This window comes from Streptomyces sp. NPDC046805 (assembly GCF_040645355.1).
GTDB lineage: Bacteria > Actinomycetota > Actinomycetes > Streptomycetales > Streptomycetaceae > Streptomyces.
In genome coordinates, this window is record NZ_JBEYYC010000024.1 from 52,456 (window position 1) to 74,177 (window position 21,722).

General features: G+C 70.8%; 15 protein-coding genes and 2 pseudogenes. 7 read left to right on the forward strand and 10 right to left on the reverse strand.

All coding sequences use genetic code 11. The features are described from left to right. Window positions 1-111: 111 nt before the first annotated feature. The 3 genes from ABZ910_RS24505 to ABZ910_RS24515 all read left to right on the forward strand — a co-directional run bounded on the left by ABZ910_RS24505 (window position 112) and on the right by ABZ910_RS24515 (window position 3,306). Window positions 112-741 (forward strand): TetR/AcrR family transcriptional regulator, encoded by a 630-nt coding sequence (locus ABZ910_RS24505; protein ID WP_361368814.1) that lies wholly within the window; start codon window positions 112-114, stop codon window positions 739-741. A gap of 183 nt (window positions 742-924) precedes the next feature. After that, complete coding sequence (locus tag ABZ910_RS24510) at window positions 925-1,974, forward strand: endonuclease/exonuclease/phosphatase family protein (protein WP_361368816.1); 1,050 nt, start codon at window positions 925-927, stop codon at window positions 1,972-1,974. A gap of 111 nt (window positions 1,975-2,085) precedes the next feature. After that, entirely contained in the window at window positions 2,086-3,306 is a 1,221-nt protein-coding gene (locus tag ABZ910_RS24515) for an MFS transporter (RefSeq protein ID WP_361368817.1), read from the forward strand. 278 nt (window positions 3,307-3,584) lie between these two features. On the opposite strand, the gene ABZ910_RS24520 is transcribed toward ABZ910_RS24515, so the two are convergent. The 4 genes from ABZ910_RS24520 to ABZ910_RS24535 form a co-directional block, all read right to left on the reverse strand. Further along, entirely contained in the window at window positions 3,585-5,339 is a 1,755-nt protein-coding gene (locus ABZ910_RS24520) for an NAD+ synthase (protein ID WP_361368819.1), read from the reverse strand. Between the two features lie 84 nt (window positions 5,340-5,423). Further along, window positions 5,424-7,364: a S53 family peptidase gene (locus ABZ910_RS24525; RefSeq protein ID WP_361368820.1), complete on the reverse strand. Its 1,941-nt coding sequence runs from the start codon at window positions 7,362-7,364 to the stop codon at window positions 5,424-5,426. Window positions 7,365-7,592: 228 nt separating this feature from the next. Continuing rightward, on the reverse strand, window positions 7,593-8,225 hold the full coding sequence (locus ABZ910_RS24530; RefSeq protein ID WP_361368822.1) for a DUF305 domain-containing protein: 633 nt from the start codon (window positions 8,223-8,225) through the stop codon (window positions 7,593-7,595). After that, a complete protein-coding gene (locus ABZ910_RS24535; protein WP_361368824.1) occupies window positions 8,225-8,926 on the reverse strand; it encodes a DUF3105 domain-containing protein in 702 nt (233 codons plus the stop codon). Before ABZ910_RS24535 ends, ABZ910_RS24530 begins: the two co-directional genes overlap by 1 nt. Before the next feature lie 212 nt (window positions 8,927-9,138). On the opposite strand from ABZ910_RS24535, the gene ABZ910_RS24540 reads away from it, so the two are divergent. Continuing rightward, window positions 9,139-9,582, forward strand: a complete 444-nt coding sequence (locus ABZ910_RS24540; protein WP_361368943.1) for an Rrf2 family transcriptional regulator — start codon at window positions 9,139-9,141, stop codon at window positions 9,580-9,582. Here the strand turns inward: ABZ910_RS24540 and ABZ910_RS24545 are convergent, their stop codons facing one another. Next, window positions 9,583-10,770 (reverse strand): globin domain-containing protein, encoded by a 1,188-nt coding sequence (locus ABZ910_RS24545; protein ID WP_361368826.1) that lies wholly within the window; start codon window positions 10,768-10,770, stop codon window positions 9,583-9,585. It abuts the gene before it with no gap. A 346-nt stretch (window positions 10,771-11,116) separates the two neighbouring features. On the opposite strand from ABZ910_RS24545, the gene ABZ910_RS24550 reads away from it, so the two are divergent. Further along, window positions 11,117-12,478 (forward strand): glutamine synthetase family protein, encoded by a 1,362-nt coding sequence (locus ABZ910_RS24550; RefSeq protein ID WP_361368828.1) that lies wholly within the window; start codon window positions 11,117-11,119, stop codon window positions 12,476-12,478. A gap of 731 nt (window positions 12,479-13,209) precedes the next feature. Continuing rightward, complete coding sequence (locus ABZ910_RS24555) at window positions 13,210-14,256, forward strand: radical SAM protein (RefSeq protein WP_361368829.1); 1,047 nt, start codon at window positions 13,210-13,212, stop codon at window positions 14,254-14,256. A gap of 58 nt (window positions 14,257-14,314) precedes the next feature. On the opposite strand, the pseudogene ABZ910_RS24560 reads toward ABZ910_RS24555, so the two are convergent. The 5 genes and pseudogenes from ABZ910_RS24560 to ABZ910_RS24580 form a co-directional block, all read right to left on the reverse strand. Then, window positions 14,315-14,523 (reverse strand): annotated as a pseudogene (locus ABZ910_RS24560) (DUF397 domain-containing protein). Further along, window positions 14,520-14,838: pseudogene (locus ABZ910_RS24565) on the reverse strand (Scr1 family TA system antitoxin-like transcriptional regulator); the annotation flags it as partial. The pseudogenes ABZ910_RS24565 and ABZ910_RS24560, both read right to left, overlap by 4 nt. Window positions 14,839-15,001: 163 nt before the next feature. Continuing rightward, the gene (locus ABZ910_RS24570; protein ID WP_361368831.1) at window positions 15,002-16,021 is read right to left on the reverse strand and encodes a TolB-like translocation protein; all 1,020 of its coding nucleotides are present in this window, start codon (window positions 16,019-16,021) and stop codon (window positions 15,002-15,004) included. Next, entirely contained in the window at window positions 16,018-17,289 is a 1,272-nt protein-coding gene (locus ABZ910_RS24575) for an MFS transporter (protein WP_361368833.1), read from the reverse strand. The genes ABZ910_RS24570 and ABZ910_RS24575 overlap by 4 nt, the downstream gene beginning before the upstream one ends. Before the next feature lies 1 nt (window position 17,290). Continuing rightward, window positions 17,291-18,178 carry an alkaline phosphatase family protein gene (locus ABZ910_RS24580; RefSeq protein WP_361368835.1) on the reverse strand — a complete coding sequence of 296 codons (888 nt, stop codon included), beginning with the start codon at window positions 18,176-18,178 and terminating at the stop codon, window positions 17,291-17,293. 340 nt (window positions 18,179-18,518) lie between these two features. Here ABZ910_RS24580 and ABZ910_RS24585 point away from each other — a divergent pair, with 340 nt between their 5' ends. Next, window positions 18,519-21,518 (forward strand): bifunctional [glutamine synthetase] adenylyltransferase/[glutamine synthetase]-adenylyl-L-tyrosine phosphorylase, encoded by a 3,000-nt coding sequence (locus ABZ910_RS24585; protein WP_361368837.1) that lies wholly within the window; start codon window positions 18,519-18,521, stop codon window positions 21,516-21,518. The last annotated feature ends 204 nt before the right edge of the window (window positions 21,519-21,722 follow it).

Below are 21,722 nucleotides of genomic sequence, written 5' to 3' on the forward strand. Positions count from 1 at the left end.
TACCGCGGGAGTTCCGCAGGGGTGCGAAGAGCACGGAGGATGCAGAGATGTCACGGGGGGAGGCGGCGGCTGCGGGACAATCACCGCAGCACAGCGAAAGGACGGAGTGACGTGAGCCTTGCCGAGAGCCGGCCGCGGGCGTGCGGTGCCAGCCGGGGCCGCCCGCGCAGTGAGGCCGTGGAGCGCGCCATCCTGGAGGGCGTGATGAAGCTCCTGGAGGAGGGTGTGCCCCTCGCCGAGCTCTCCATCGAGCGGATCGCCCGCACGGCCGGCGTCGGCAAGGCCACCATCTACCGCCGCTGGAGCGGTAAGGAGGAGCTCTTCTGCGACGTCCTGCGTGCCGCCGAGCCCCCCGACCCCGAGCTCCCCGGCACCTCGATGCGCGACGACCTGGTCGTCTTCCTGGAGACGATGCGCAGGCGCGGCCTGCTCAACCGCTCCTCGGCGATGCTGCACAACGTCTACGCCCAGATGAAGAGCAGCCCCAAGCTGTGGGCCGCGTACGAGGACACCGTCATAGCTCCCCGGCGCGAGATGGGCTGCGAGGTGCTGCGCCGCGGGCAGCGCGACGGCGAGATCCGCGCGGACGTCGACGTCGACCTGATCAACGACATCATCGTCGGCCCGATGATCGTCCGCGCCTTCATGCGCCCGGACGCGGAGCTCCCCGAGGGTCTGGCGGAGCAGATCGTCGACACGGTGCTCGAAGGCCTACGGCCCGTCAGTCCGCCTGGGGCGTAGCGCGAATGTGCGTGTTTCGTCACAGGCCCCGTCTGTCCCAGGGGTCACCGGAACCCCCTGTACCGACTTGTACGTCCTCGTCTCGTGTACGGCTGTCATGGACGGCGGGAACGGAACCGAACATCCCCTAGGGTCGACTCCAGGGGGACGACGGTGTGCACGGCAGGTTGTGAGGCAGGCGGTATGGCGCAGCAGGCGTACGTGACGAGGACGGACATCGGCGGCTCGGGGTCCGAGCGCCGGGGATCCCGGCTTCGGCGCCTGTCGAACCGCCCCCGCCGGTCCTGGCGCGGCGACCCGGGCGCCTGGAGCCGCGGCATCTTCCTAGGCCTGCTCGCGATCCTCCTCGCGCTGGTGATGCTGCTGCACTCGCGCATCCCCAACACCGTGGGCAACCTCGGCAGCCTGACCGAGACCTTCCTGCCCTGGCTCGGCGTGCTGGTCCCGGTGCTGCTGCTCCTCGGCGTCCTGAGGAAGTCGGCCACCGCGCTGATCGCGGTGCTGCTGCCGGCGATCGTCTGGCTGAACCTGTTCGGCGGGCTGTTCATCGACCGCACGGGCACCGGCGGCGACGTGATGGTGGCCACGCACAACGTCAACGCCGACAACGCGGACCCGGCCGGTACCGCCCGTGACGTCGCCGGTTCCGGCGCCGACGTGCTGGCGCTGGAGGAGCTGGAGCCCTCTGCGGTCCCGGTGTACGAGAGGGCGCTGGCACCGACGTACCGCTACCACACCGTCGTCGGCACCGTCGGGCTGTGGAGCAAGTACCCGATGACCGGCGTACGCGCCGTCGACATCAAGCTGGGCTGGAAGCGCGCGATGCGCGCCACGCTCGCGACGCCCGAGGGGCCGCTCGCGGTGTACGTCGCCCACCTTCCCTCGGTGCGGGTGAAGGTGGAGGCCGGGTTCACCGCGCGGCAGCGCGACAAGAGCGCCGACGCCCTCGGCGAGGCCATCGCCGACGAGCCTCTGTCCCGGGTGGTGCTGCTCGGCGACCTGAACGGCACGATGAACGACCGCGCGCTGAACGCCGTCACCTCCCAGCTGCGCTCCACCCAGGGCGCGGCGGGCAGCGGCTTCGGGTTCAGCTGGCCGGCGTCGTTCCCGATGGCGCGGATCGACCAGATCATGGTCAGGGGGGTCGACCCGAAGAGCTCCTGGACGCTGCCCGCGACGGGCAGCGACCATCTGCCGGTGGCCGCCCGTGTGCAGCTCGAAACCCAGCCTTAACCGCCGGGACCATCCGCCGGGGCGCTGGATCTGAGACCATTTGTTTCGCAGCTGAACTTAAGCTGTGCGAAACCCGCTCTCTCTCCTCCCCTGAAAGGCACAGGCCTCTTCATGCCCCTGGCCCTGCTCGCCCTCGCCGTGGGCGCCTTCGGCATCGGAACGACCGAGTTCGTGATGATGGGCCTGCTGCCCGACGTCGCGGACGACCTGCGCGTCTCCATCCCCACCGCAGGGCACCTGGTCTCCGCGTACGCGCTCGGCGTCGTCGTCGGCGCCCCGCTGCTCGCCGCCGCCACCGCCCGTATGTCGCGCCGCCGGGTCCTCGTCGCCCTGATGGGCCTCTTCACCGTGGGCAACGCGCTCTCCGCCTTCGCCCCCGACTACCACTGGCTGCTCGCCGCGCGCTTCCTGAGCGGTCTGCCCCACGGCGCGTTCTTCGGCGTCGGCGCCGTCGTCGCCGCGAACCTCGTCGCCCCCGAGCGCAAGGCCCGCTCCGTCTCGCGGATGTTCCTCGGTCTGACCGTGGCCAACGTCGTGGGCGTGCCGGTGGCCACGCTCATGGGCCAGCACTTCGGCTGGCGGGCGACCTTCCTGGGCGTGAGCGCGATCGGCCTGGCGGCGATAGCCTCCCTCCTGCTCCTCATCCCGCACGACCACGCGCACGCCCCGGCGGTGGGCCTGCGCGGCGAACTGGCCGCCCTGCGCTCCCTGCCCGTCTGGCTGGCGCAGGCCACGACCGTGGCCGGCTTCGCGGCGCTCTTCTCCGCGTACAGCTACATCACGCCGATGCTCACGGACGCGGCCGGGTTCGCCCACGGCAGCGTCACCCTGCTGCTGGCCCTCTTCGGTGTCGGCGCGACAGCGGGCAACCTGCTCGGCGGGCGCCTCTCCGACCACTCCCTGCGCGGCACGCTCTTCGGCGGGCTGACGGCGCTGGTCGTCGTCCTGGCGTTCTTCCCCGTCCTCATGGCCGCCCAGTGGAGCGCGGCCGTCGCGGTCATCCTGCTCGGTGCCGCCGCGTTCATCACCGGCTCGCCCCTGCAGCTCATGGTCATGGAGAAGGCGGCGGCCGCGCCGTCCCTCGCCTCCTCCGCCAACCAGGCCGCCTTCAACCTCGCCAACGCCGGCGGCGCGTGGATCGGCGGCCTCGCCCTGGCGGCGGGCCTCGGCGTGACGTCGCCGGCGTTGGCTGGCGCCGCCCTGGCGGTGCTCGGCCTGGCGGTGGCGGCACTCGCCTACGCCGTGGACCACAGGCGGGGTGCGGCGTCGACGGGGCGGGAGCGGCTGGTCGCGGGCCATGTCCCCGAGCAGCAGGGTGCGGTGCGGCACTGACCGCAAGGGCCGTGGCCGCAGGCCGGCCGTCCTAGCCGAGCGCCGCCGCCAGCAGTGCGGCGGTGCTCGCCACCAGCGGATGGTCGGCCGCGGCGGCCTCCTCGAACCTGGTCGTCAGCACGGTCATCACGACCGGTGCGCCGTCCGGCGTCCCCAAGTAGCCGTAGCAACAAGGGAGTTGCCACGGCCCACCTCCTCGAACAACCGAGCCGCCCGCGCGGCGGTCTCCAGGGCGGGGCGCCCGCTGACAACCTGTCGGCCGGCCCACGGAGTCGGGCTCAGCCCGTTTCCCGCCACCCGTTGGTGATCGGCAGCCGCCGGTCCTTGCCGAAGCCCTTCGCCGAGATCTTCGTACCCGGCGGGTACTGGCGCCGCTTGTACTCGGCCGTGTCGACCATGCGCAGGATCTTCGTCACCAGGGCCGGGTCGAAACCGGCGGCCACGATCGCGTCCGCGCCCTTGTCGTGGTCCACGTACAGGTCGAGGATCGCGTCCAGCACCGCGTAGTCCGGCAGGGAGTCCGTGTCGACCTGGCCCGGGCGCAGCTCCGCGCTCGGCGGCTTGGTGATGGAGTTCTCGGGGATCGGCGGGGTCTCGCCCCGCTCCCGCGCGGCCCGGTTGCGCCACTCGGCCAGCCGGAAGACCGACGACTTGTACACGTCCTTGATGGGGCCGTACGCGCCCACCGAGTCGCCGTACAGCGTCGAATAGCCCACCGCCAGCTCGGACTTGTTGCCCGGGGCCAGGACGATGTGGCCCTCCTGGTTGGAGACGGCCATGAGCAACGTGCCGCGCAGGCGGGCCTGGAGGTTCTCCTCCGCGAGGCCGCTCAGGCCCAGCGACTCCATGTACGCGTCGAACATCGGGGCGATGGGCACCGTACGGAAATTCAGGCCCGTGCGGCGGGCCAGCTCGGCCGCGTCGTCCCTCGAGTGCTGCGAGGAGTACTTCGAGGGCATGGACACGCCGTACACGTTCTCCGCGCCCACCGCGTCGCACGCGATCGCCGCGACCAGCGACGAGTCGATGCCGCCGGACAGGCCGATCAGAACCGACCGGAAGCCGTTCTTCCGGACGTACGCCCGCAGGCCCGTGACCAGCGCCGCGTACATCTCCTCGGCGTCGTCCAGCCGATCGGCGCGGACGCCGGTGTGCTCCGGCTCGTACGCCGGGACCGGGTCCTCGGAGAGGACCACCCGGTCGATGCGCAGCCCGTCGTCCACCACGCCCGTCGGGGCGTCGGCCGCGGCCGACGGGAGGTCCAGGTCCAGGAGCACGCACTCCTCGGCGAACTGCGGCGCCCGCGCGATCACCTCGCCGCCGCTGTCGACCACGATCGAGTCGCCGTCGAAGACGAGCTCGTCCTGGCCGCCCGTCATCGCGACGTAGGCCGTGGTGCAGCCCGCCTCCTGGGCCCGCTTGCGGACCAGGTCGAGGCGGGTGTCGTCCTTGTGGACCTCGAAGGGGGAGGCGTTGATGGAGAGCAGCAGGCCCGCCCCGGCCGAACGGGCCGCCGGCACCCGGCCGCCGTCCTGCCACAGGTCCTCGCAGATGGCGAGGGCGACGTCGACGCCGTGCACCCGGACGACCGGCATGGTGTCGCCGGGCACGAAGTAGCGGAACTCGTCGAAGACGCCGTAGTTGGGGAGGTGGTGCTTGGCGAAGGTGAGGACCACCTCGCCGCGGTGCAGCACCGCCCCCGCGTTCTGCGGGGCACCGGCCGGCTGGCCGTATCTGGGCTGGGCGGTCTCGGAGCGGTCGAGGTAGCCGACGACCACCGGCAGCTCGCCGAGGCCCTCGTCGGCGAGGCGTGCTGCCAGCGAGCGCAGGGCGGTGCGGGAGGCCTCGACGAAGGAGGAGCGCAGCACCAGGTCCTCGACGGGATACCCGGTCAGCACCATCTCCGGGAACGCCGCCAGGTGCGCTCCCTGCTCGGCGGCGTGCCGGGTCCGGCGGACGATCGACTCGGCGTTCCGGGCGAGGTCGCCGACGCGCGAGTCGATCTGGTTCAGGGCGAGACGAAGCTGAGCCACGCCCCCAGTCTAATCGTCAAAGCGACGCAATGGGGTGGCATGGGGGTGTGGTGCCCCCCACGCCACCCCATGACGGGTGCCGCGTCAGCGGCGGGTGTACGACTCGACGTAGCCGTTCGCGGGCGTGCCCACGCCGGTGACGTCGTCGTAGCCCTTCACGGCCTTCAGTGAGCTGTCCTTGCCGAGGCTGCGGACCGAGGTGAGCAGACCGTCGGCCGCGTCGTAGCCGTTGGCGAAGTCGACGCGGGCCACGGCGAGTTCGGAGCCCGTGGGGGTGTCCGTGACGTCGTGGTACGTCTTCGACCCGTACTTGGCGTAGATCACCGGGTTGGCGAAGCCGATCGCCTTGCCGCCGCGCGCCTCCTGGGCCAGGGCCTGGACGGCCGCGATCACCGGAGCGGCCAGCGAGGTGCCGCCGATGCGGTACTCGCTGTACTGCTGCGTCCCGTCCGGGAAGGTCTGCGTCTGGCCGACCTTGAAACCGGTGTTGGGGTCGGCGATCGCCGCGATGTCCGGGACGACCCGGTTGCCCGCCGCGTTGTTGGCCGTGGCCAGCGCGTTCGGGACGACGCCCTTCTGGTAGTAGGGCTGCGGTACGGTCTTGCTCGTGCCGCCGCCCGCACCGGAGGTGTACGCGCCCGGGAAGTTCACCCAGCTCTTGCCGTCGGTCGACAGCGTGGCCTTCTCGGTGCCCCAGCCGGTCTCCCACAGGTACTTGTCGCCCTGGCCCACGGCCAGCGAGGTGCCGCCGACCGCGGTCACCCACGCCGAGTTGGCCGGGGTGTCGACCTGCTTGACGCCGGTGTTGGCGACCTCGTCGCCGTTGTCACCGGAGGAGAAGTAGAAGCCGATGCCCTGCACCGCGCCCAGCTGGAAGACCTGGTCGTAGGCGGCCGCGAGGTCCGGCGTCTGGTTGGCCTCGATGTCGCCCCAGGAGTTGGAGACGATGTCGGCCAGGTGCTTGTCGACGATCTTGCCGAGCGAGTCGAGCAGGTCGTCGTCGTAGCAGGACGAGGCGCCCACGTACGTGACGTCGGCGGCGGGCGCGACCGCGTGCACGGCCTCGACGTCGAGGGTCTCCTCGCCGTACCAGCCGGCCGCCCCGCACTCCTTGGTCTTCGTGTAGTTCTTGGGCAGCACCTGACGCAGCTGGTCCGTCTTCCAGGCCGCGTCACCGTGCTTGTTCGCGTAGGTGGCCGCGTCGTAGGCGATGGTCGGCGAGGCGTAGGCGTCGGTGATCGCGATGCGGACGCCCTTGCCCGTGCGGGAACCGGCGCCGTAGGCGGCACGCAGCTGCTCGCCGGTGTAGCCCTTGACGGCGTACGGGATCTTCGAGCCGTACGCGTCCGGCAGCGTCGTCGCGGTGTTGGAGCCGTAGTACGACGAGAACGGCCCCGCGTTCTTGAACACGCCGTCCGGCGGCGGCAGTTGGTCGTCGTGCTTCGCCTTGTGCGGCGCGTTGTCCAGGCCCGTGACGGTCAGGACGGCGCCGTGCAGGCTGGCCGGCGCGGAGGCCGTCTTCGACGGCGCCCGGTAGGTCTTGCCGCCCTTGGCGAAGTTGTGCAGCTGGGTGCCGAACGCCTTCTCGGCGGCGGCCACGTCACCGGAGACGGCGACGTAGTGCTGCGTGACCTCGTCGACCGTCAGACCGGCCGAGGTCAGCCACGACTTCACGGCGGCCACCTGGGCCTTGGTCGCGCCGAAGCGGGCATGCGCCTGCTTGGCGGTCAGGTACTTGCCGTACTGCGGCGAGGACGGGTCGGACACCGCCTTCGCGTACGCGGCGAGGCCGGCCGCGTCCCGGCCGGCCAGGTAGACCCGGGCGGAGACCCGGTTGTCGTTCGCGGTGGAACCCTTGTCTGCCGAGGCCGTGGCCCAGGCGGGCCTGGTGCCCGCGAGCGTGGTCCGGCCCGCACTGTCCGCGGCGTGCGCCGCGGGTATCCCGAACGCCAGCGCGCCGGCGAGCATCGGCAACGTGGCCGCCATGCTCAGACCGGCGCGTGTCGTGGCGCGGTTGGATCTCATAGAACCCCCTGCGATGCGGTACGCATGCATGTAGTGGTCGGTCGTCGCCGATCCGCTCGGGCCCGCGGCGGCGTCGGCCCGGCAATGGATCACACGATGGTGGCCACTCTGGCGATGAACGGTTCATGTCAGGGGAACGTGAAGGTCAAGAGAAGCCCAAGGAACCGTCAGATAGGGCGAATTGAGCGTTTCGTTCGCACGATCCACGTCGGCCCCGCAATATGCGGATCATGAACGGGCGTGTGCGCCCCGCTCCTTGAGCATGTCGGCCATGAGACCGATCTCCGACCGCTGTGCGTCGACCATGCCCTGCGCGAGCCTCTTCTCCACCCCGACCGTGCACTTGGCGACACAACCCTCGGCCATGTGGATGCCGCCCTTGTGATGGTCCGTCATGAGCTGGAGATAGAAGACCTCCGCCTGCTTGCCGCTGAGCGTACTGAGCTTCCTCATCTCGGAGTTGGTGGCCATGCCCGGCATCAGCGCACCGTCCTTGCCGGAGGCCATGTCCCCCATGCCCATCCAGGTCATCGGCGGCTCGGCCGACACCTTGGGCAGCCCCCACAGGTCGAGCCAGCCCAGCAGCATGCCGCGTTGGTTGGCCTGCGTCTGCGCGATGTCGTAGGCGAGCCGCCGCACCTCGTCGTCCTTCGTGCGGTCGCGCACGAGGAACGACATCTCGACGGCCTGCTGATGGTGGACCGCCATGTCCCGCGCGAACCCCGCGTCCGCGGACTCGGCGGTCGGCGTCTTCGTCGCCGGGGCGGGGGCCGGGTTCCCCTCGGCGACGGCGTAGGTGATCGCGCCGGCCGCGACGAGTCCCGCCGCCGCGGCCCCCGCGATCAGTGCCACATGCCGCACTACGACAACCCGCCCGTGCACGGCGCACCCGGCTCGGGCGTCTGGGAGCCCTGGACGAACGCGGCGAAGAACTTGTCCACGTTCGGATCCTTCGCGCCCGTCACCGTGCGCTGGTGGCCCCACGCGGTGAGCATGATCGGATCCTTCTGCGCGTTGTCCGGGCTCATCAGCGTGTACGGCGTCCTGCGCACCTTCCCCGCGAGCGCGTCGACGTCCGCCCGGGGCGCCTTGGCGTTGTACGTCACCCAGACCGCGCCGTGCTCCATCGCGTGCACGGTGTTCATGTTGTTCAGCACCCTGGTGTAGACGGCGCCGTCGCAGTTCTGCCAGATCCGGCTGTGGTCACCGCCGACCGGAGGCTCGGTCGGGTAGTGCACGGTGGTGGTGACGTGGTTGCGGGTGAGCGTGCCCGTCCAGGTCTTCACGCCGTCCTTGCCGGTGACGAAGTGCCCGGAGCTCTTCGCGCCGGCCGCCGCGGACGTGGAGGCGGCCGGCTTGGCGGCCTTGGCGTCGGAGGCGTCGGACTGCGACTGCACGAGGACGACCCCGCCGACGGCCAGCCCGGCGACGACCACCACGCTCGCGGCGATGGCGAGGACCCGGTTGCGGCGCTGACGCGCCCGCTCGGCGCGCCGCATCTCCTCTATGCGCGCGGTGCGCGCCGCTGTGCCGGTGGTGCCGGTGCTCTTGGCGGAACCCATGTGGCGTGCCTTCCGGGGAGAAGAGAGAGAAGAGAGACGGACAGTGGGGCCCGCTGATCGTAGTGGGGAAGAGACGTCTTTCCACAGGGAGAGCGCCGCGGTAACCCGTAAGAGGGGTGCGGAGACGTGGGGGAGAGGGGTGCGGGGACGGAGGAGAGGGGGGCGGGACCGAATAATTTGAGCCGTGGATGCGGATTATCTACGCTGCCCGTATGCGGCTGCTGCGCTCCACCGATCTGGCCCTGCGGGTCCTCATGCGGCTCGCCGTCGCCGGCGAGTCCAGTCCCACGACCCGACAGGTCGCTCAGGACATGGACGTGCCGTACACGCACGCCGCCAAGGTCGTGGCGGAGCTCCAGCGCATGGGCCTGGTCGACGCGCGGCGCGGCCGCGGGGGCGGGCTCGCGCTCTCCGAGAAGGGACGTGCGGCGTCGGTGGGGGCCGTGGTGCGCGCCTTCGAGGGCGAGGGCGACGTCGTCGACTGCGAGGGCCCCCCGGCCTGCCCCCTGGTCTCCGGCTGCCGGCTGCGCGGCGCCCTGCGCCGGGCCCAGGAGGCGTTCTTCGCGGCGCTGGACCCGGTGACGGTGACGGACATCGTGCGGGACCCGACGGGACCCCTGCTGCTCGGGATCACGCGGGCTCCCGCGGACTCCTGATCAGGCCAGCCAGAGGTCGGGGCCGAAGACCTCGTAGTGGATGTCGGCCGGTGCCACGCCCTTCTCGATCAGCTGGGACCGCACCGCGCGCATGAACGGCAGCGGGCCGCAGAGGTACGCGTGCGTGCCGGGCGCTACGTCGATGCCGCCGAGGTCCACCCGTCCCGCGCGGGTGCCCGGCTCGGCTCCCCGCTCATAGAAGAAGTGCACGGTGGCGTCCGGGAGCTTGGCGGCGTAGGCCTCGTGGTCGGTCCGCAGCGCGTGGTCGGCGGGGGAGCGGTCGCCGTGCACGACGGTGACCGGGCCGCGGCGGGCGCTCTCCGCGAGTTCGGCCAGCATCGCGATCATCGGGGTGACGCCGATGCCCGCGGAGGCGAGGAGCAGCGGGGTGTCCTGGGCGTCGGGGGCCTCGTCGAGGACGAGGTCGCCGTACGGCTCGGAGAGCTCCAGGACGTCGCCGACCTGCACGCGCGCGTGGAGGTGGTGGGAGACCTCGCCGTCAGGAGTGCCACCGCCCCGCACCCGCTTCACGCTGATCTGGCGCACCGTCTCACCGGGCGCGCCGGAGAGGCTGTACTGCCGTATCTGGTGGGCGCCGTCCGGGAGTTCGACGCGGACGGAGACGTACTGCCCCGCACGGAAGTCCGTCACCGGGCCGCCGTCCACGGGCCGCAGCCGTAGGGAGACGACGTCGGCGGTCTCGGCGACGCGCTCGACGACCTCCCAGCGCCGCCATCCCTGGCCCCCGTGCTCCGCGTACAGCCGCTTCTCGATCGCGATCAGGGCGTTCGCCATCAGCCAGTAGACCTCCTCCCAGGCGGCGGCGACCTCGGGCGTGATGGCCTCGCTGAGGACGCCGGCGATGGCGGCGAAGAGGTGCTCGTGCACGACCGCGTACTGCTCGGGCGCGATGCCGAGGGAGGCGTGCTTGTTCGCGATTCGGGCGAGCATCGCGTCGGGCCGCTGGTCCGGGTGGTCGAGGAGGTGGGTGGCGAAGGCGGCGATGGAACCGGCCAGGGCCTGACGCTGGGTGCCGGCGGCCTGGTTGGCGCGGTTGAACAGGTCGCGGAGCAGTTCGGGGTGGGCGTCGAACAGTCCGGAGTAGAAGCGCTCGGTGATCTCGTCGAGGGCCGCGGCGACGGCGGGGAGGGTGGCGCGGACTGTGGCGGCGGACTGCTCGGACAGCATCAGGACTCCTGGAGGTGGGACTGTCCGCACGGTAATTAAATTGGCATCTGAAATGCAAATTAAGCGGACGGGGTGGCGAGTGAGGTGCTGGGGGCGGCTGGGCGCGCGGGCGACCACGCACGGCCATTACGGATGTCGGTCCGAGCAGGCAAGATGGGCGTCAGGGCGGTGCGCCCACCGCGCGGAGCGGTGCAGCCGCCGTACGTGTGGCGTTCAGGCCGGGGTCGGGCAACCGATCATGGTCCGCAACGCGCATGAAATGGTGATGTGGTGGGATGCTCAGGTGCCGACCGCGTCCCGTGGTATCGGGGAGGCGGCCTGACCAGCAAAGATGGGGAAGCGGAAGATGGACAAGCAGCAGGAGTTCGTGCTCCGGACCTTGGAGGAGCGCGACATCCGGTTCGTACGCCTGTGGTTCACGGACGTGCTGGGCTTCCTCAAGTCCGTGGCCGTGGCCCCTGCCGAGCTGGAGCAGGCCTTCGATGAGGGCATCGGCTTCGACGGCTCCGCCATCGAGGGCTTCGCCCGCGTCTACGAGTCCGACATGATCGCCAAGCCGGACCCCTCCACCTTCCAGGTCCTGCCGTGGCGCGCCGAGGCCCCGGGCACCGCCCGCATGTTCTGCGACATCCTGATGCCGGACGGCTCCCCGTCCTTCGCCGACCCGCGCTACGTCCTCAAGCGCGCCCTGGCCAAGACCTCCGACCTGGGCTTCACCTTCTACACCCACCCGGAGATCGAGTTCTTCCTCCTGAAGGACAAGCCCCTGGACGGCAGCCGTCCGACCCCTGCCGACAACTCCGGCTACTTCGACCACACCCCGCAGAACGTCGGTATGGACTTCCGGCGCCAGGCGATCACGATGCTGGAGTCGATGGGCATCTCGGTGGAGTTCTCCCACCACGAGGGCGCCCCCGGCCAGCAGGAGATCGACCTCCGCTACGCCGACGCGCTCTCGACGGCGGACAACATCATGACCTTCCGCCAGGTGATGAAGCAGGTGGCGCTGGAGCAGGGCGTCCAGGCGACCTTCATGCCGAAGCCGTTCTCCGAGCACCCCGGCTCGGGCATGCACACCCACCTCTCCCTCTTCGAGGGCGACCGGAACGCGTTCTACGAGTCCGGCGCGGAGTACCAGCTCTCCAAGGTCGGCCGCTCCTTCATCGCGGGCCTGCTGCGCCACGCGGCGGACATCTCGGCCGTCACCAACCAGTGGGTGAACTCCTACAAGCGCATCTGGGGCGGCTCCGAGCGCACGGCCGGCGCCGGCGGCGAGGCCCCGTCGTACATCTGCTGGGGCCACAACAACCGCAGCGCCCTGGTCCGCGTCCCGATGTACAAGCCCGGCAAGACGGGCTCCGCGCGCGTGGAGGTCCGCTCCCTGGACTCGGGCGCGAACCCGTACCTGGCCTACGCGGTCCTGCTGGCCGCCGGCCTCAAGGGCATCGAGGAGGGCTACGAACTCCCGCCGGGCGCCGAGGACGACGTCTGGGCCCTCTCCAACGCGGAACGCCGCGCGATGGGCATCGAGCCTCTCCCGCAGAACCTCGGCGAGGCGCTGACCCTGATGGAACGCAGCGACCTGGTGGCCGAAACGCTGGGCGAGCACGTCTTCGACTTCTTCCTCCGCAACAAGCGCTCGGAGTGGGAGGAGTACCGGTCCGAGGTGACGGCATTCGAGCTGCGGAAGAATCTGCCGGTGTTGTAGGGGCAGGTCAGCGTGTCTATTGCTGCTGGGTGAGGCTCCGGGTCGACGGTCATACACCGTCGACCCGGAGTCGTCTCAGGAGTCCTGGGCCGTCTGTGGGCCCTCTGGCGTCGGCGTACGCACTGTCCACTGACCAGGAGCACTCCCTGACCGCTCGGCATCCGGTGGGTGGACCGACGAACGACGTCCGGGTTGCTGTTGAGGTGCCGGCCCAGCGCCGTATGGTCTTGCATGATCGCCGCCCGATCATGGCCTCATCGAGGGCCTCATCGCCAAGACCGGGCTCGACCTCCAAGTGCGGTAACCCCGGCCATTAAAGATCTCCAGCGGCAGCGCGGATGGACATCGGTCTTGGTCGAGTGACTCAAGTCGCCTGAGTGGACCACCATGCCGCGCAGATCGCGCGGACGGCCCCCATCATCTAAACGAGCGCCCTAACCGCACCGCATCCTGAAGCAGCAGTGGTTAGCGGCACTCGCGCCATTGCCCTCCAGGGAAGGAGAAAGTCATGGCCGACCAAGGGATTACATTCGCACTTCGCGCAGAGGACCTCACCCTCGACAGCGACGGGCAAGTCCAGATCGGCAATCCGCAACTCGCGCAGGCAGTAGCGGCTGCCATCGGAGCGCAACCGGACTCTGGGGCCCGAATGATGGCCGCGAACAACTGTCACGGCGGTAACTGCGCCAAGGGCTGCGGCAGCCGGCCTCCTGCTTGAGACGGGGGAAAGCGTGACCAGCACCATCAGCGACATCTCCTCCTTCGATCAAGATCTCGCCGACTCGGTCCGCAGCGACCGCCTCCAGTTGATTCTGCTACCGACCGAGCAGTGCAACTTCCGCTGCACGTACTGCTACGAGGATTTCGCCATCGGACAGATGGCGCCTGAAGTCGTCAGTGGCGTCAAGAACCTGATCGATCGTCGCGCCGCAGGACTGCGACGTCTCCAACTGTCATGGTTCGGCGGAGAACCCTTGCTCGCTCGCTCGATCATCGAGGACGTGACCTCCCATGCACTCCGGGCACAGGAGCGGCACGACGGTCTTGTCTACGAGAGCGACATGACGACCAATGGCTACATGTTGGACGGCGAGATGGCCGAACACATGGCAGACCTCGGTGTTCGGACCCATCAGATCTCCCTGGACGGGCCGGACGATCACCACGATCGGACCCGCGTACGCGCCGATGGTCGGGGAACGTTCCAGAAAATCTGGCGCAACCTGATCTCGATCCGTGAAAGTTCGGCCGCAGTACGGATTTTGCTGCGGGTGCACCTGACGCCAGAGAATATGCCGGTGATGCCCGAGTTCCTCACCTGCATCCGTGACACGCTGCTTGACGACCCACGCTTCTCGGTATTTCTGAAGCGCGTGGTTCGCCTTGGTGGCCCCAACGACGCAACGATGAACGTCCTCGACGCTGACGACTGCAAGATCGCGGATCTGGAAAGGCTGTTGGTTCAGGGCGGCGACAGTGAGCGGATCTTCACCCCTGACGAGATCTGCTACGCAGCCCGAGCCAACTCGCTGCTAGTGCGTGCTGATGGTCGCCTGGGCAAGTGCACTGTGGCCCTTTCAGACGATGCCAACACCATCGGTCGGCTCCTGCCGGACGGCTCGCTCGACGTCGACAATCGCCAGCTTCAACCGTGGCTGCTGGGTTGGGAGTCCCGTGACCCCGAGGTGAACGCCTGCCCGTACCTGACCTTCACCCGTGATCCGCGACCGCTGCTGCAAATCGGGAAGCGGCCGGTAACCACAGCGACATACGGGTGAAAGATGGATCGGACACCGTCAATGAACCGGTGTCCGGGTGGCCGGAGGGCCGGGCGGATCAATCCCGGCCCGCGAAGGTCAGGAAGCCCGCCCACGCAGATGGGGTGAGGGTGAGGCGGGGCCCTGGGGGGTCTTGGAATCTCGTATGTGGACCGTGGCGGGGGTTGTGGCGACTTCGACGCAGTCGTTGCCGTCACCGCTGCTGCTGTAGCTGCTCTTGAACCACACCAGTGCGGAGATGTTCCGGGTGGAGGGGACAGGGGTCATGACTCTCCCAGCATCTGCTCGATGAAGTCCCGCGACTCTCGCGATGTGAGCGCCTGGGCGCGGATCATGCCATAGCGCAGCTCAAGGATTCTCAACTGCTTTGGATCCGTCACCGGTCGTCCGGCGAACGCCCCGTCGGAACGCCCTACCGCGGTGCCGTCGGGGAACTTCAACACCTCGATCAATCCGCCCGTTCCGAAGTGATCCTCGGATTCGGTCGGCATCACCTGAATCCAGCTTCGCGAGCTCCCGCACCCGCTTCGGATACCGGACCTTCTGCACGTCCTCCTTCATCGCGGCGAGCAACCCGCCCGCCGGGCTCGTCCGTTTCGCCCCTGAGCCGTACCGCCTCACCGTCCACCGACATCCGCGCCCCTCCGTCGTACGCGTCCTATCGCGACGTGTCCGACGGCAGAGGGCGCGACCACGCCGAGTGACGCGAACGAAGCGACCGGAACGCCTACGAGTTACGCCACGCTCAGCCGATGAACGCCGGCGAGACCGCCGAGGTGCTGATCCGGCGGGGCCGCCCCGTGCCGTCGGACGGCATCTCGTACAGGTCGGCGCCGTAGTCGCCCGGCAGGGAGTACACCACCGTGCGGTCGTCCTTCCAGACCGCCTGGTCGTCGACGCTCCGCGTCTCCGCCAGCGGAGTCTCGCGCATCGTGTGCAGGTCCAGGGCGTACAGGCGCCAAGGGGCCTCCTTGGGGAGGCCCTTGACGCGTTTCTTGTACGCGATGCGGGTGCCGTCGGGGGAGAGGGACGGGCATTCGACGTTCTCGTGCAGGGTGGTGACCGTGCGGGTGCGCAGGTCGCCCCGGACGAGATACGTGCTGCCCTTCGTCGCCAGCGTCGCGTAGAACGTGCGGTCGTCCGACGCGAACGTCACACCCCAGAAGTTCGCGTCCGACGAGCGGTACGGCCGGCCGCCCTTGACGATCCGGAAGGTCTCCAGGGTCGGGATCAGCCTGCCCGTCCTCACGTCCACGATCGCCGCGCGCGTCGAGAAGTTCGTGCCCGCGTAGCTGTCGCCGCCGACGAACGCCGTCCAGGCCGCGAAGTGGCCGGTGGGGGAGACCCGGGCGCGGGACGGGATGCCGGGGACGTCGTAGTGCCTTCTGATGTGCAGACCGGCGTCGAGGGTCACCGCGCGGTAGGTGTCCGCGACGGCGCCGTGCACCGCCTGGAGGCATACGCCCGTGCCCGAAGCGGCGTAGAAGCGCAGGCACTTGAGGCCGGAGGCGGTGCGTGCGGCGGACGGGTGCGATGCCGGGACCGTGGTCAGTTCGTCGCGGTGCGGGCCCCAGGCCATGTTGCGGAACACCATGCGGTCGGGGGTCGTCAGTGTGACGTTGCCCGCCGTGACCGGCTGGCCGCCCGCCTGCGCCTGGTCGCGGTGTTCGGCGCGGGCGGAGGCGTGCAGGACCGAGGCCACCGCGACCGCCGCCAGGGCCACGACCGCGGACAGCAGGACCAGGATGCGTGTGCGTACCGTCAACGTTCTCTCTCCTCGGTCGGGCGCAGCCTGAGCGCGTACGCCGCGCATACCGTCAGTGCCAGCGCCGCCGCCGTCAGCGCCGTACGGTCGCCCCACATCGTCCATGCCGCCCCGAAGGCCAGTGAGCAGGCGAAACGGGCGACGGCCTGGCCCGTCTGGACCAGGGCGAGGCCCGACGAGCGCAGCTCCTCCGGCACGCCGGCCGAGGCGGCCGCCATCAGTACGCCGTCCGTCGCGGCGTAGAAGCCGCCGTGCAGGGCGAGGACCAGGTAGGGCAGCGCCGTGCCGTGCCAGGACGTGAGGAGCAGGCCGTACGCCAGGAGGAGGGCGCCATGGCCCGCCAGGAAGATCCGCCAGCGGCCCACTCGGTCCGCGAGCCGGCCCAGTGGCACCGCGAGGAGCAGGAACGCGGCCGCCGTACCGACCGGCAGCAGGGCGAACCAGCGGTCGGGGACGCCCAGGCGGCGTTGCAGCAGGAGGTAGACGAAGGAGTCGCTGACCGTGGCCAGGCCCAGCAGCACGGCGCAGACCGTGATGCGGCGCAGGTCGCGGCGGTGCAGGAGGGCGAGCGCCATGCGTGCCGTCGGGCGCTCGTCACGTGCTGTCGCCGCGGCTCGCCCGCCCGGTACGAACAGCACCAGCACCAGCACGCCGACCACGGCCACGCAGAAGCTCACCGTGAACACCGCGTCGTAGCCGTCCACCGTCGCCCGCAGGATCAGGAAGGCGACGAGGGGGCCGAGCAGGGCGCCCGCCGTGTCCATCGCGCGGTGGACGCCGAAGGCGCGGCCGCGGGTCTCCGGCGTGCTGGAGAGGGAGATCAGCGCATCGCGCGGGGCGGTGCGCAGGCCCTTGCCGGTGCGGTCGGCGGCCAGGATCAGGCCGATCGGTGTCACCGTGTGCGCCAGGAGCAGGAGTGGCTTGCAGAGGGCCGAGAGGGCGTAGCCGGCGCCCGCCACCCACTTGTGGCGGCCGTCGCCCCGGTCGGCGAGGTGGCCACCCGCCAGTCGTACGAGCGCAGAGACGCCGTTGTAGATGCCGTCCAGGAGGCCGAAGCCCAGCGGGGACAGGCCGAGGCCCGCCACGAGGTACAGCGGCAGCACCGCCGTGACCATCTCGGACGAGACGTCGGTGACCAGGCTGACCGTGCCGAGCGCGAGGACCGTGGAGGCGACCGCGGTACGGCGCCGCCCGGCGGGAGGCCGGACGGCACCGTTCGCGGACGCCGCGGCATGCGGGGAACTTGCGCGGCTGTCCGCTACGTACATGTCAGGGAGCCCAGATGCCCGTGATGTCCTTGGCGGAGGCCGCGTTGCCCGCGTGGGCCGTCAGGCCCTGCGTGTCCTCCAGGGTGCGCAGCAGGTCGTAGTGGTTGTACGTCGTCGCGCTGCTCGAACCCGGCGTGACCGGCTGGCCGTACAGGACGGTCGGGATGCGGTTGCCGCTGAGCCGGTTGTCCTCGTCGAAGGTGACGACGAGGAGGCTGTTGTGGGTCTTGGCCCAGGTGGCGTATGCGCCCAGGTTGTTCTGCAGCCAGGTGTCACCGGTCGACACCGAGCAGTCGTGCATGTCGCTGCACAGGTTCGGGACCACGAAGGAGAGTTGGGGCAGCGTCGTGTAGTCCGTCGGGAACTGCGCGAAGGTCTTCGCGGTCGAGGTCGGGACGTTGCTGAAGCCGAACCACGGGTTGTGCTTGCGGGCGTAGGTGCCGCTGCTGCACGTGGTCGAGCCCTGGCTGGGCAGCGTCTCGTTGTAGCTGGCCCAGCTGCGGCCCGCCGCGAGCTGCTCGGAGGCCAGGTTGGGGGCGGAGGAGAAGCCGGGGGTGTAGCAGCTGTCGTCGGTGACGCCCTGGGTGGAGCCGGAGAACAGGGCGAAGTAGTTGGGCTGGCTGGGGTGGGTGATGCCGAAGGACTGGGTGAGGTTGGCGCCGCCGGTCTTGAGCGAGTTGATGTACGGCGCGCTGGAGGAGCCGATGACCTGGTCGTAGGCGTGGTTCTCGAAGACCACGACGACCACGTGGTCCGGGCTCGGCACGGCACCCGCGGCATGCGCGGACTCGCCGCCGAGCCCGGTCCACAGGCCGACGGCGGCCGCGGCGAACGCCGCCGCGGACGCCACGACGGTGCGGGCACGGCGGTACACGGAACTGCCTGACACAACAACCTCCGGTGAGGGAGCGGACGGGGTGGGCGCGGCGGTGCGGTGCAGAGCATGCCCACGTCAACATTCCCCCACCCGGTGCCACGAGGTCCGGCAGATGAAAACGGCGTGAACTGCTTTCCGCGGGGCGCGAATTGAGGAGGCGACGGCCGTCAGTGAAGGTTCTCCGCGGGTGCGCCACAGATGCGCCATGGGTGCTCCGCGGACGCATGCCAGGTGCTCTGCGGACGAAGGCTCCAGGTGAGCCGCCGGCCCCCTCACCCCCGCCCCGCAGCCGCCCCCGCACTCTCCGGATAGGCTCGGGCCAGGACCACCTTGATCCGAGGGGAGGCCGCGGATGAAGCCGGGGCGCAGGAGCAGTACCTTCACTCGGCTGCTGCGGCACGGTTTCACGGACCCCTCGGCCGCCGAGCGGCTGCTGGACAGCGCCGAGCTCGCGCCCGTGCGTGACGACCCGGTGCTGCTGGAGGCACTGGGGGCGACCGCCGACCCCGATCTCGCCCTGCACGGCCTCGTGCGGCTGCTGGAGGCGCAGCCCGGGCACACCGCCCACCGCGAGCTGCTCGACACCCTCATCTCGGCCAAGCCGCTGCGCGACCGGCTGCTGGGGGTGCTCGGCGCCTCCGCGGCCCTCGCCGACCATCTCGCCCGGCATCCGCGTGACTGGGAGGCGCTGGTCACCTACGAGCCGGAGGACCTGCACCCCGGGGTGGCGGAGTTCGAGCGGGGGCTGGCCGAGGCCACCGACCCGGTCGGCCTGCGCGTCGCCTATCGCCGCTGCCTGCTGTCCATCGCCGCCCGCGACGTGTGCGGCACCACCGACGTCGCCCAGACCGCCGCCGAGCTCGCCGACCTCGCCACCGCCACCCTGCGCGCCGCCCTCGCCCTCGCTAGCGCCGAAGCGGCCGAGGACGCCGCGCTGTGCCGGCTCGCGGTGATCGCGATGGGCAAGTGCGGCGGGCACGAGCTGAACTACGTCTCGGACGTGGACGTGATCTTCGTCGGGGAGGCGGCGGGCGGCGCCGACGAGGGGAAGGCGCTCGGGGCCGCGACCCGGCTCGCCTCGCACATGATGCGGATCTGTTCGGAGACGACGGTCGAGGGGTCCATCTGGCCCGTCGACGCCAACCTCCGCCCCGAGGGCCGCAACGGGCCGCTCGTGCGCACCCTCAACAGCCATCTCGCCTACTACCAGCGCTGGGCCAAGACCTGGGAGTTCCAGGCGCTGCTCAAGGCCCGCCCGGTGGCCGGGGACATGGAGCTCGGCGAGGAGTACGTCGCCGCCGTCGAGCCGCTCGTCTGGAAGGCCGCCGAGCGCGAGAACTTCGTCGCCGACGTGCAGAAGATGCGCCGCCGCGTCGTCGAGAACATCCCCGCCGCCGAGATCGAGCGCGAGCTGAAGCTGGGCCCCGGCGGCCTTCGGGACGTCGAATTCGCCGTCCAGCTCCTGCAGTTGGTGCACGGCCGCACCGACCCCTCCCTGCGCAGCCGTACGACGCTGGACGCCCTGCAGGCCCTGGCCGCCGGCGGCTACATCGGCCGGGCCGACGCGGTCCAGCTCGACGAGGCCTACCGCTTCCTGCGCAGCATGGAGCACCGCATCCAGCTCCACCGGCTGCGCCGCACCCACCTCGTCCCCAAGGGCGAGGACGACCTGCGCCGCCTCGGCCGCTCCCTGGGGCTGCGCACCGACCCGGTGACCGAGCTGGTCCGCGAGTGGAAGCGGCACACCGGCGCCGTACGCCGACTGCACGAGAAGCTCTTCTACCGGCCGCTGCTCGACGCCGTCGCCCAACTGGGCCCCACCGAAGCCAGGTTGAGCCCCAAGGCGGCCCGTGAGCGCCTCGTCGCCCTCGGCTACGCCGACCCGGCCGCCGCGCTGCGCCACCTGGAGGCCCTGGCCTCGGGCGTCACCCGCAAGGCCGCCATCCAACGCACCCTGCTGCCGGTCCTGTTGGGCTGGTTCGCCGACTCGGCCGACCCGGACGCGGGCCTGCTGAACTTCCGCCGGGTCTCGGACGCGCTCGGCAAGACCCCTTGGTACCTACGGCTGTTGAGGGACGAGGGCGCCGCCGCCCAGAACCTGGCCCGCGTCCTGTCGGCCGGCCGCCTCGCCCCCGACCTGCTGATGCGCGCACCCGAGGCCGTGGCCCTGCTCGGCGACGGCGACGGCGGCAAGGGCGGACTGGAGCCGCGCGGACGCGCCCAGCTGGAGCAGGAGATCCTCGCCGCGGTCGGCCGCGCCGGCAGCGCCGACCAGGCGGTCACCGCGGCCCGCGGCGTCCGCCGCCGCGAACTGTTCCGTACGGCCGCCGCCGCCATCGTCGACACCTACGGCACCGAGACCAAGCCCGTCGAGGCCGACCCGGGCGCGCTGGTCGACCGGGTCGGCGGCGCCGTCTCCGACATCACGGCCGCCACCCTCGCCGGAACGCTGCGCGCCGTGGTCCGCGAGGGCTGGGGGGACAGCCTCCCCACCCGCTTCGCGATCATCGGCGTGGGCCGTTTCGGCGGCCACGAGCTGGGCTACGGCTCCGACGCCGACGTCCTGTTCGTGCACGAGCCGCGCGAGGGCGTCGACGAGCGGGAGGCCGCGGAGGCGGCGAACAAGGTGGTCGCCGAGATGCGCCGCCTGCTCCAGATCCCCAGCACCGACCCGCCGCTGCTCATCGACGCGGGCCTGCGCCCGGAGGGCAAGTCCGGCCCCCTCGTCCGCACCCTGAAGTCGTACGAGGCCTACTACCGCCGCTGGTCCCTGATCTGGGAGTCCCAGGCGCTGCTGCGGGCGGAACCGGTCGCCGGCGACGAGGACCTGGGCCGCCGCTTCATCGACCTCGTCGACCCCCTGCGCTACCCGGCCGAGGGCCTCGGGGAGGACGCGGTGCGCGAGATCCGCCGCCTGAAGGCCCGCATGGAGTCCGAGCGCCTCCCCCGAGGCGCCGACCCGAGGCTCCACGCCAAGCTGGGCCCCGGCGGCCTCTCCGACGTCGAGTGGACGGTCCAGCTGCTCCAGCTCCAGCACGGCTGGGCGGAACCGGGCCTGCGCACCACCCGCACCCGCGAGGCCCTGGCCGCGGCCCACGAGGCCGGTCTCCTCTCCGGCGAGGACGCCGAGATCCTGGACGAGGCGTGGGTCCTGGCGACCCGGGTCCGCAACGCCGTGATGCTGGTCCGCGGCCGGGCCGGCGACACGTTCCCCTCCCACGGCCGCGAGCTGGCCGCGGTGGGCCGCTACCTGGGCTACGGCGAGGGTCACGTGGGCGACATGCTCGACGACTACCGCCGTACGACGCGCAGAGCCAGAGCGGTAATGGAAAAGGAGTTCTACGGGGCGTGACCTACGACCGCCCCTGACACCGGCCAACCTGCCCACACGGGCGAACGGCAAGGGCCCACCAACGGCACGCGTCCCCACGCGCCGGCCCCGAGGGAGCCAGACCGGTTGATGGAAAAGAAGTTCTACGGCGCATGACCCGCAAACGCCCCTGACACCGGCCAACCTGCCCACACGGGCGAACGGCAAGGGCCCACCAACGGCACG